At 74.3% G+C, this 9,744-nt stretch carries 8 protein-coding genes, 1 pseudogene and 1 riboswitch; of the genes and pseudogenes, 7 read left to right on the top strand and 2 right to left on the bottom strand.

What is annotated here, in order from left to right:
- From MHY85_RS18585 to MHY85_RS18560, 6 genes are all read left to right on the top strand, one after another.
- The coding region (locus tag MHY85_RS18585; RefSeq protein WP_239199326.1) for a YeiH family protein at window positions 1-1,088 on the top strand (1,088 nt) is incomplete at its 5' end.
- 276 nt (window positions 1,089-1,364) lie between these two features.
- The gene (locus tag MHY85_RS18580; protein ID WP_239199323.1) at window positions 1,365-2,276 is read left to right on the top strand and encodes a carbohydrate ABC transporter permease; all 912 of its coding nucleotides are present in this window, start codon (window positions 1,365-1,367) and stop codon (window positions 2,274-2,276) included.
- Window positions 2,273-3,154, top strand: coding sequence for a carbohydrate ABC transporter permease (locus MHY85_RS18575; RefSeq protein ID WP_239199320.1), 882 nt, complete (start codon window positions 2,273-2,275; stop codon window positions 3,152-3,154). Before MHY85_RS18580 ends, MHY85_RS18575 begins: the two co-directional genes overlap by 4 nt.
- Window positions 3,155-3,184: 30 nt before the next feature.
- Window positions 3,185-4,525 (top strand): ABC transporter substrate-binding protein, encoded by a 1,341-nt coding sequence (locus MHY85_RS18570; protein ID WP_239199317.1) that lies wholly within the window; start codon window positions 3,185-3,187, stop codon window positions 4,523-4,525.
- A 99-nt stretch (window positions 4,526-4,624) separates the two neighbouring features.
- On the top strand, window positions 4,625-5,068 hold the full coding sequence (locus tag MHY85_RS18565) for a (deoxy)nucleoside triphosphate pyrophosphohydrolase (RefSeq protein WP_239199314.1): 444 nt from the start codon (window positions 4,625-4,627) through the stop codon (window positions 5,066-5,068).
- Window positions 5,069-5,230: 162 nt separating this feature from the next.
- Window positions 5,231-5,689: an Hsp20/alpha crystallin family protein gene (locus MHY85_RS18560; RefSeq protein WP_154730851.1), complete on the top strand. Its 459-nt coding sequence runs from the start codon at window positions 5,231-5,233 to the stop codon at window positions 5,687-5,689.
- 102 nt (window positions 5,690-5,791) lie between these two features.
- Here the strand turns inward: MHY85_RS18560 and metE are convergent, their stop codons facing one another.
- Together metE and MHY85_RS18550 are read right to left on the bottom strand one after the other, a co-directional pair.
- Complete coding sequence (metE, locus tag MHY85_RS18555; RefSeq protein WP_239199311.1) at window positions 5,792-8,140, bottom strand: 5-methyltetrahydropteroyltriglutamate--homocysteine S-methyltransferase; 2,349 nt, start codon at window positions 8,138-8,140, stop codon at window positions 5,792-5,794.
- 8 nt (window positions 8,141-8,148) lie between these two features.
- Entirely contained in the window at window positions 8,149-9,216 is a 1,068-nt protein-coding gene (locus MHY85_RS18550) for a methylenetetrahydrofolate reductase (RefSeq protein WP_239199308.1), read from the bottom strand.
- Between the two features lie 5 nt (window positions 9,217-9,221).
- Window positions 9,222-9,318, bottom strand: a riboswitch (SAM riboswitch).
- A gap of 229 nt (window positions 9,319-9,547) precedes the next feature.
- Here MHY85_RS18550 and MHY85_RS18545 point away from each other — a divergent pair.
- A pseudogene (locus tag MHY85_RS18545) lies at window positions 9,548-9,744 on the top strand (hypothetical protein); the annotation flags it as partial.

The raw sequence follows: 9,744 nt of genomic DNA, 5'->3' as shown, positions 1-9,744 counted from the left end.
CCGCCACCCCGCCCGACCTCGCCGCGCCGGCCCCGACGCGCCGGTCCCGCGCGCTCGCCGGGCTGCGCGCGGCGCTGCCGGGCCGCGCGCAGGCGCCCGGGGCGGTCGCCGCGCTCGCCGTCGGCGCCGCCTGCCTCGGCCTGACGTCGGCCGTCCCGGTGGTGCCCGGGCTCCTGGTCGCGATCCTCGTCGGGGCGGTCGCCCGGTCGACCGGGTGGCTGCCCGCCGCCCTCGAGCCCGGCCTGGCCTGGACCGGTCGGCGCGTGCTCCGCGCGGGCGTCGTGCTGCTCGGCCTGCAGCTGTCGGTCGGCGACCTGCTCGGGCTGGGTGGCCGGGAGGCGCTCGTCCTGGTGGCGACGGTGGCCGTCACGTTCGCCGCCACGTGCTGGCTCGGGCCCCGCCTCGGCGTGGGGCGGCGGCTGACGCTGCTGGTCGCCACCGGGTTCTCCATCTGCGGCGCCGCCGCCGTCGCCGCGATGAGCCCGGTCGCCGACGCCGAGGAGGACGAGGTGGCCACCGCGGTCGCCCTGGTCACGGTGTACGGCACGCTGGCGCTGGCGGCCGTGCCGCTGGCGGCGGGCGCACTCGGGCTGCCCGACCGGACCGCCGGGCTCTGGGCGGGCATGTCGGTGCACGAGGTGGCGCAGGTGGTGGCCGCCGCGGGCACGGTGTCGGCGGCGGCGCTGTCGGTCGCCGTGGTCGCGAAGCTCGCGCGGGTGGTGCTGCTGGCGCCGCTGGTGGCGGGGGTCGGGGTGGTGCGGCGCCGGGCGGCGGCGCGCGCGGCCGCGGAGGGCGGCGCGGGCGTCGCGGCGGGCCCCGGCCGGGGTGCGGCGCCGCTCGTCCCGCTGTTCGTCGTCGGCTTCGTCGCGGCGGTCGCCGTGCGGTCGGCCGGGCTGGTGCCGGACGCCGTGCTGCCGGCGGTCAAGCCGGTGACCACCTTGCTGCTCGGCGCGGCGATGACGGCCCTGGGCACGCAGATCCACCTGGGCCGACTGGTGCGCACCGGGGCGCGGCCCCTCGCCCTGGGCGCCGCCGCGACGGCGGTCGCGATGAGCGTGAGCCTCGCGGGGCTGCTCGTCGCGGGCTGACCGACGAAAGACTTTCCACCCGCGTCCGCGCGTCGTCCCCGCGCGCGATCCGCCTCAAACTGCTGGTTGACGCCGATGTGGCGCGTCGATACCTTGGCGCCACAACCACTCGTGACGAAAGAGTTTCCAGCCACGTCCGGTGCACGCAGCCGTGCACCGACCGTCCGTCCTGGCATCCGTCTCCGCGGGCTCAGCCGTGCCCGGACGGCGTGACCGGCGGGTCGCAGCACCACCGTGCGACCCCTCCGCCACCCGTCCCCAGGAGGTCCTGCCGTCATGCCCGCCCTCGCGCGCCGGCTCCTGTACTCGCAGAAGCTCGCGCCGTACCTGTTCGTCCTGCCGTTCGTGGCCACGCTGGCCCTGTTCTGGATCATCCCGGTCGCCCGGTCGATCGTGATGTCGACCCAGGAGGTGATGTACGGGCAGACCACCTCCGTCGGGATGGACAACTACGCGCGGCTGTGGAACGACGGCGTGTTCTGGACCGCCATGTCCAACAGCGCCCGGTACATGGTGCTGAGCCTGCTGCTGCTCATCCCGATCCCGATGCTGCTCGCGGCCGTCGTGAACTCCCGGATCGGGAGCCCGCGGGTCAAGGCGTTCTTCAAGGCCTCGATGTTCGTCCCCGCCCTCACGTCGGTGGTCGTCGCCGGGCTGGTGTTCCGGCTGATGTTCTCGGAGTCCGAGAGCGCCGTGATGAACCAGGTCGTCCAGGTGTTCGGCATCGGGCCGGTCCGCTGGCTCCGGGAGGACCTGACCGGGCTCGCCGCCCTGCTCGCGCTCGCCGTGTGGCGCTGGACCGGCGTCAACACCATGTACTTCATCGCGGGGATGCAGTCGATCCCGGGGGAGTACTACGAGGCGGCGTCCCTCGACGGCGCGAACCGGCGCCAGCAGTTCCTGCGGATCACCGTGCCGAACCTGCGCCCGACGATCGTCTACGTCACGACCATCAGCGTCTACGGCGGCCTGGCCATGTTCCTGGAGAGCTTCATGCTCTACGGCGGGAACGCGTCGCCCAACAACCAGGGCCTCACGGTCGTCGGCTACCTGTACCGCAAGGGCGTCGAGCAGAACGACCTCGGCTTCGCCTCCGCGGTCGGGATCGTGCTCCTCGTCGCGGTCACGGCGATCAACCTCACGCAGCTCACCCTCGCCGGCACCTTCCGGAAGGAGAACGTGCGATGACCGCGAACGCCCTGCGCACCCGGCCCCCGGCCCGTCGGCGGGAACCCCGCGCCACCCGGGCGCTGTCCGTCCTGCAGTCGACCGCGCTCGTCGTGATCGCGCTGGTCGCGCTCGTCCCGCTGGTCGCGATCTTCGTCGCGACGTTCCAGACCGGCGCCGACATCATGCGCGGCGGCATCACGCTCGCCGTCGACCCCGCGACGCTCGGCCTGGACAACTGGACGATGCTGTTCACCGACTCGGGCCCGTACTTCCGCTGGTTCGCCAACTCCCTCGTGGTGACCGTGCTCCAGGTCGTCGGCACGCTGCTGGTGAGCTCGTTCGTGGCGTACGGCTTCGCGATGTACGACTTCCGCGGGCGCACGCCCCTGTTCATCGCGGTGCTCGCCATCATGGCGGTCCCGTTCGAGATGGTGATGCTTCCGCTGTACGTGCAGGTGAACGAGATGGGCCTGGCGGACACCTACGCGGTCATCGTCATCCCGTTCCTCGCCGCCGCGGTGACCATCTTCTTCTTCCGGCAGTACTTCCTCGGGGTCCCGAAGGAGATCCTCGAGGCCGGCCGCGTCGACGGGGTCACGGAGTTCGGGATCTTCTTCCGCCTGGTGCTGCCGATCGCCCGCCCGGCCATCGCGGCCATGGCGATCCTCAACGGGATGATGTGCTGGAACAACCTGCTGTGGCCGCTCCTCGTGCTGCGCTCCTCGGAGAAGTTCACGCTCCCGATCGGGTTGAACACCCTCATCACCCCGTACGCGAACAACTACGGGCTGCTCATCGTCGGGTCCTTCTTCTCGCTGATCCCGATCCTCGTCCTCTTCCTGGCCTTCCAGCGCTTCTTCGTCGAGGGAATGACCGCGGGCGCCGTCAAGGGCTGACCCGTGCGACGCACACAAAGGAGAGATGTCATGTCACGAATCAGGACGACGGCGTCCGCGGCCACCGTGGCGGCGGTGCTGGCGGCGTGCCTCGGGTGCGGCGGCGGGAGCCCCGGCGGGGGAGCCGGCACCTCGGCCGACGCCGACGGCGCCACCCCGATGGAGATGTGGATCTTCGGCGAGCTGCACGGGGTGCTGTACGAGCAGATGGCCGACCGGTGGAACGAGCTGCACCCCGACCGGGCGATCGACCTGCGGCTGACCGTGTACCCCTACCAGGACATGCACAACAAGCTGCAGCTCGCCGCCAACTCCGGTGCCGGGATGCCCGACCTGGCCGACATCGAGGTCACGAAGTTCGCGAACTTCGTCCGCGGGGACGACCCGCCGCTGATGGACCTGTCCGCGGCGGCGGAGCCCTACCGCGAGGACGTGGTGGAGGCCCGGCTGGACCTGTACAGCCGGGGCGACGCGGTCTACGGCTACCCGACGCACGTCGGCGCGTTCGTCACCTTCTACAACACCGAGCTGCTCGAGGAGGCCGGGATCGACTACTCCACCATCGTGACCTGGGACGACTTCGCGGCGGCCGGCGCGGAGTACCACGCGGCGACGGGCCGGGCGTTCGGCACGGCCAACACCGACGTGTTCTTCGTGGAGCCGCTCGTGATCGCCCAGCACGGCGGCGAGCTGTTCGCCGAGGACGGCACGGTGCAGGTCGACAGCCCGGAGGTCGTCCGGTCGTTCGAGATGATGCAGGACATGGTCGAGACCGGGGCCATCGCGCCGATCCCCGGGTCCAGCCCGGACGACGAGGAGGCCTACGGGTCGATCGCGCGCGGGGACTTCGCCGCGATCGTGTACCCCGCCTGGTACACCTCGCGGTTCGTGGACTACATGCCGGACCTGGCCGGGAAGGTCGCGATCGCGCCGGCTCCCGTCGTCGCCGGCTCGGACACGCTCACCATCGGGGGCGGCGGCACCGGGACGGCCGTCGCGGCGGGGTCGCCGGTGCGGGACCTCGCGGCCGAGTGGCTCGCGTTCGCGAAGCTGTCCCCGGAGGCGAACGTCGCCGTGTGGGAGGTGCTCGGCTTCGACCCGGTGAACATGGCCGTGTGGGAGGACGAGGAGGTCACCCGCGACCCGGACAACCAGTTCAACCAGTACTTCACGACGAACCTGTTCGACGTGCTGAACCAGGTCAAGGACGGCATCGAGCACTTCGAGTCGTTCGGCAGCCCGGACCTGCCGGCGGTCAACAGCCGGTTCGGCACCGTGACGCTCACGGAGATCTACGAGTCGGGCGTGCCCGCCCGGGAGGCCCTGGAGCAGGCGCAGCGCGAGCTGAAGAACGAGCTCCGCCAGGGCTGACCCCGCCACCACCGCCGAGACAGCAGAAGATGCGGGGTTCCGGTGCCGGGACCCCGCATCTTCTGCGTGCTCGGCGAGCGGGATGGGAAACTGCGGGGCATGACCCCACCCGTCCTCGTCGTCGCCGCTGCCCTGGTGGACGACCTCGCCGCCCCGGGCGCGCTGCTCGCCGCGCGGCGCAGTGCGCCGGTGAGCCTGGCCGGCCGGTGGGAGTTCCCCGGCGGCAAGGTCGAGCCGGGGGAGGCGCCCGAGGCGGCGGTGCACCGGGAGATCCGGGAGGAGCTGGGGGTCGCGATCGAGCTCGGGGGCGAGCTCGCCGGCCCCGACGACGGCGCGTGGCGCCTGAGCGACCGGTACGTGATGCGGCTGTGGCTGGCGCGGATCGCCGAGGGCGAGCCCCGCCCCCTGGTCGAGCACGACGCGCTGCGCTGGCTCCCGCGGGGGCGGTGGCTGACCGTGCCGTGGCTGGACGCGGACGTGCGCATCGTGACCGCGCTGGTGGCCGCGACAGACGGGGCGAGGACCGGGTCGCGCACCGTCTGACCTGCGCGTTCATCCCGTGGCGAACAGCGCGCTCTCCCACTTAGCACTCGCGCCCGGAGAGTGCTAGAACATCTCTCGTAGCCCTCCTGGCGCGGCAGCGCCGGGGCAGCAGCGGTCCCGGACCGTCCGGACCGCCGTGACGCTTCGAGGAGGTGACGGGCTGTGGCTACGCGATTCGACCCGTTCCAGGAGATGGACCGGCTGATGAACCAGGTGCTCGGCCAGCAGCGCGCGTCGGCCACGATGCCGATGGACCTGTTCCGCTCGGGCGACCACTACGTCCTGAACGTCGACCTGCCCGGCGCGGACCCCGGCTCGATCGACGTCGCCGTCGACGACCGCACGCTCACGATCCGCGCTCAGCGCACCGCGCGCACGGAGGACGGCGTGCAGTGGCTCGCCAAGGAGCGCCCGGTCGGCACCTACGCCCGGCAGCTCACCGTCGGACGCGGGCTCGACCTGGACGCGATCACCGCGTCCTACACCGACGGCGTGCTGTCGCTGACCATCCCGGTGGCCGAGGAGGCCAAGCCGCGCCGCATCGAGGTCAGCACCGGTGGGACACCGGCGACCATCGAGGCGGGCGCCGACGCCGCTCCCCAGGAGCGTGCCAGCGCCTGACCGCCCGACGCGGCCCCACGGCGACCGCCCCGGCCCCCCGCTCGGGGGACCGGGGCGGTCGCGTGCCCGGTGCGTGCGCCGGGCCGGCCGTCGGACCGGCCGTCAGGCCGTCGGCACCGCCAGCGACGCGCGGACGGTGCGGGTCGCCGCCAGCACGTGCTCGAGCGACGGCGTCACCTCGGCGTACCGGCGGGTCTTGAGGCCGCAGTCCGGGTTGACCCAGAGCTGCGCGGGGTCGACGACCCGGACCGCCTCGGTGAGCAGCTCGGTCACCTCGGCCTCGCTCGGCACCCGCGGCGAGTGGATGTCGTACACGCCGGGGCCGATCCCGCGGGGGTAGCCCTCGGAGGCGATGTCGCCGAGGATCTCCATCTTCGACCGGGCGGCCTCGATGGACGTCACGTCCGCGTCCAGGCCGTCGATCGCGCCGAAGATCTCGCCGAACTCCGAGTAGCACAGGTGCGTGTGGATCTGGGTGTCCGGGCGGACCCCCGCCGTCGCGAGGCGGAACGACCGCACCGACCAGTCGAGGTAGGCGTCGTGGTCCTCGGCGCGCAGCGGCAGCAGCTCGCGCAGGGCGGGCTCGTCGACCTGCACGATCGCGGTCCCGGCGGCCTCGAGGTCGGCGATCTCGTCCCGGAGGGCGAGGGCGACCTGGTTCGCGGTGTCGGCGAGCGGCTGGTCGTCGCGCACGAACGACCAGGCCAGGATCGTCACCGGGCCGGTGAGCATGCCCTTGACCGGCTTCGCGGTCAGCGACTGCGTGTAGGTGGTCCACGGCACCGTGATCGGGGCGGGGCGGGACACGTCGCCCCACAGGATCGACGGCCGGGTGCACCGCGAGCCGTAGGACTGGACCCAGCCGTTGGCCGTCACCGCGAACCCGTCGAGGTTCTCGGCGAAGTACTGGACCATGTCGTTGCGCTCGGGCTCGCCGTGCACCAGGACGTCCAGGCCGATCTGCTCCTGCAGCTCGACGACGCGGCGGATCTCCGCCTTCATCTCGTCCTCGTACTGCTCCGCGGTGAGCTCGCCGCGGCCGAACGCGGCGCGCGCCACCCGGATCTCCGGGGTCTGCGGGAACGAGCCGATCGTCGTGGTCGGGAGGACGGGCAGCCGCAGGCGCTCGGCCTGGGCGACCCGGCGGGCCTCGAACTCCCCGCGGCGGAACGCGCCCGCCGGCAGCCCGGCGAGCCGCTCCCGGACCTCCGGCCGCACGACGCCCGGCGCCTCGGCGCGGGACCGGCGCGCGTCGGCGGCGGCGAGCAGCTCGGCGTGCACGGCCTCGCGGCCCTCGGTCAGCCCGGTCGCGAGCGTGACGACCTCGGCCACCTTCTGGTCGGCGAACGCGAGCCACGAGCGCAGCGTCGGGTCGAGCTGCGGCTCGTCCTCGACGTCGTGCGGGACGTGGAACAGCGACGTCGACGTGGCGACGGCGACCTGGCGGGCGCCGAGGCCCTCGAGCGACTCGAGGGAGCCGAGCGCGGCGTCGAGGTCGGCGCGCCAGATGTTGTGGCCGTCGACCACGCCGCCGACCAGCACCTTCGACGCGAGGCCGGGCACGGGCCCGGCGGGGACCGCGCCGCGGACCAGGTCGATCGCCAGGCCCTCGACGTCCGTGCCGGCGAGCACCGGCAGGGCGTCGCGCAGGTCGCCGTACGGCGCGGCGACCAGGATCGCCGGGCGCTCGGCGGCGGGCAGGTCGGTGGCCAGCGCCCGGTAGGCGTCGGCCGCCGCCGCGAGCAGCCGGTCGGCCGGGACGCCGGTCGAGTCGGACACCAGCGCGGGCTCGTCCAGCTGCACCCAGGTGGCGCCGGCGCGCGCGAGGTCGCGGAGCAGCTCGGCGTAGACCGGCAGCACGTCGGCGAGGCGGTCGATCGGGGAGAAGTCCGCCGGCGCGCCCTCGGCCGCCTTGGCGAGCGCCAGGAACGTGACCGGGCCGACCAGCACCGGGCGGGTGAGCACGCCGTCGGCAAGGCCCTCGGCGAGCTCGCGCACGGGGCGGTCGCTCGCGTACCGGAACGCCGTGGCCGGGCCGATCTCCGGCACCAGGTAGTGGTAGTTCGAGTCGAACCACTTGGTCATCTCGAGCGGCAGGTCGTCCCCGCGCCCGCGGGCCACGGTCGAGTAGCCGGCCAGGTCGAGGCCGCCCTCGGCGGGCACCAGGTCGGCGAACCGCTCGGGCACGGCCCCGAGCACGGTGGCCGCGTCGAGCACGTGGTCGTAGAACGAGAACGCGCTGGGGATCGCGGGCAGCCGGGTGTCCAGGCCGAGCTCGGCCAGGCGGGTGCGGGTGCGGCGGCGCAGGTCGGCGGCGGTGGCCTCGACCTCCTCGGCGCTCGCGCGCCCGGCCCAGAACGCCTCCAGGGCCTTCTTCAGCTCGCGGCGCGGCCCGATGCGGGGGTAGCCGAGGACGGTGCCGGCGGGGAACGGGTGGGTCAGGTCGGTCATCTCTCGCCTCAGATGGTGGGGACAGGGGTCGGGGTGGTCGTGGCGGCGGCGGGCGCGGCCGCCACCGGCTCGGGCGGCGGCACCCGCAGGTGCGCGCGGGGGGCGTCGCCGCCGAGCCCCGCGCCGTCCAGCAGGTCGAGCGCCGGGCCGTGCGCGTTGAACGTGTACAGGTGGACGCCGGGGGCGCCGCCGTCGAGCACCGCGTTCACCAGGTCGACGCCGAGGCGCGTGCCCAGGCGGTGCCGCGCCGCCAGGTCCGCCGGGTCGTCGGGGTCGAAGGCGTCGAGCCGGGCGAGCAGCGGCTCCGGCACGGGCACGCCCGTCAGCTGCTGCACGCGGCGCAGCCGGGCGGGGTCGGTCGTCGGGATGATGCCCGGCAGGATCGGGATGGTGACGCCCGCGTCCCGGGCGAGGGCCACGAGCTCGAGGTACGAGCCCGCGTCGTAGAACACCTGGGTGATCGCGAAGTCGGCCCCGGCCTGCTGCTTCGCGAGCAGCGCCGCCACGTCCTGCTCGCGGGTGCTGCCCGCGCCGGCGTTGCCGCGGGGGAAGGCCGCGACCGCGACCGACAGCGGGCGGGTGGCCGCGCGCACCGCCTGCGCGGGGCTGCTGGCGCAGCGGCGCCGCTCGACGTCGCGCAGCAGCTCGACCAGGGCGCTCGCGGTCGGCAGCCCCTCCGGGTGCGGCTCCCACGAGCGGTCCGCGGGCGGGTCGCCCCGCAGCGCGAGGAACGCGCGCACGCCCTCGTCGAGGAACTCCTCGATCGTCGCGGCCAGGTCCTCGCGCGAGCTCGCCACGCAGGTCAGGTGCGCGATCGGGGTCAGCGACGTCTCGCGGAGCAGCCGTCGCACCAGCTGCCGGGTGGTGGTGCGGGTGCTGCCGGAGGCCCCGTAGGTGACGGACACGAAGTCGGGGCGGGCCGAGGCGAGCTGCTGCACGGTCGCCCACAGGCGCGGCGCGGCGTCGGGGTTCCGGGGCGGGAACAGCTCGAACGACACGGTCGGGCGGTCCACGGCGCCGAGGCCGTCGGGCACGGCGGTGCCCGCCAGGTGCGCGGGTACGTCGTGACTGGTCATCGTCAGCTCCATCGGTCCTGGCGGAAGCACCCGCACCCTCGGTGAGGAGGGGGGTTGCTGCGACGTCGACGAGCCAGGTCTCTCGGTCGCTCTGGATGGGTTCCGCCACAGTAGGACGCGGCGGGGCCGCCGTCCACTGCCCCTGACGCGTCATCGACCGGGGCCGCACCGTTGACACCCCCTCCGGGCCGGCCCTACGTTCGGCGGGTCGCGGGCGCCCACCGGCGCGAGGCCGCGGCCGCCCGGCCCCGGGCGCTCCGCCACGGCACCACCGCACGCCCCCGGCACCTCCCACGGACGGTCCGCACCGACTCGTCCTGGAGGTCCTCGCATGCGCACCACCCCCGACGACACCGTCACGCCCGGCCCGACGTCCCCGAGCGCGCCGGGCCCGGTCCCGGCCCGCTCCTCCCGCCGCGCGCTGCTGCGCGGCGGCGGCGCCGGCCTGCTCGCCACCGCCGTGGCGCTCGGGTCCGCGCGCGGCGCGTCCGCCGCGCCGGCCACCGCCCCGGCCGCCCCGCCCCTGCC

This window comes from Cellulomonas sp. ACRRI (assembly GCF_022346185.1).
GTDB lineage: Bacteria > Actinomycetota > Actinomycetes > Actinomycetales > Cellulomonadaceae > Cellulomonas.
Note: the sequence above shows the minus strand (reverse complement) of the source record. Positions and strands in the feature narration are given on the sequence as shown.

Bases quoted from the DNA above. Each gene is read 5' to 3' on its own strand.
- MHY85_RS18580 (WP_239199323.1), top strand. From the start codon at position 1,365: ATGCCCGCCCTCGCGCGCCGGCTCCTGTACTCGCAGAAGCTCGCGCCG.
- MHY85_RS18575 (WP_239199320.1), top strand. From the start codon at position 2,273: ATGACCGCGAACGCCCTGCGCACCCGGCCCCCGGCCCGTCGGCGGGAA.
- MHY85_RS18570 (WP_239199317.1), top strand. From the start codon at position 3,185: ATGTCACGAATCAGGACGACGGCGTCCGCGGCCACCGTGGCGGCGGTG.
- MHY85_RS18565 (WP_239199314.1), top strand. From the start codon at position 4,625: ATGACCCCACCCGTCCTCGTCGTCGCCGCTGCCCTGGTGGACGACCTC.
- metE (WP_239199311.1), bottom strand. From the start codon at position 8,140: ATGACCGACCTGACCCACCCGTTCCCCGCCGGCACCGTCCTCGGCTAC.
- MHY85_RS18550 (WP_239199308.1), bottom strand. From the start codon at position 9,216: ATGACCAGTCACGACGTACCCGCGCACCTGGCGGGCACCGCCGTGCCC.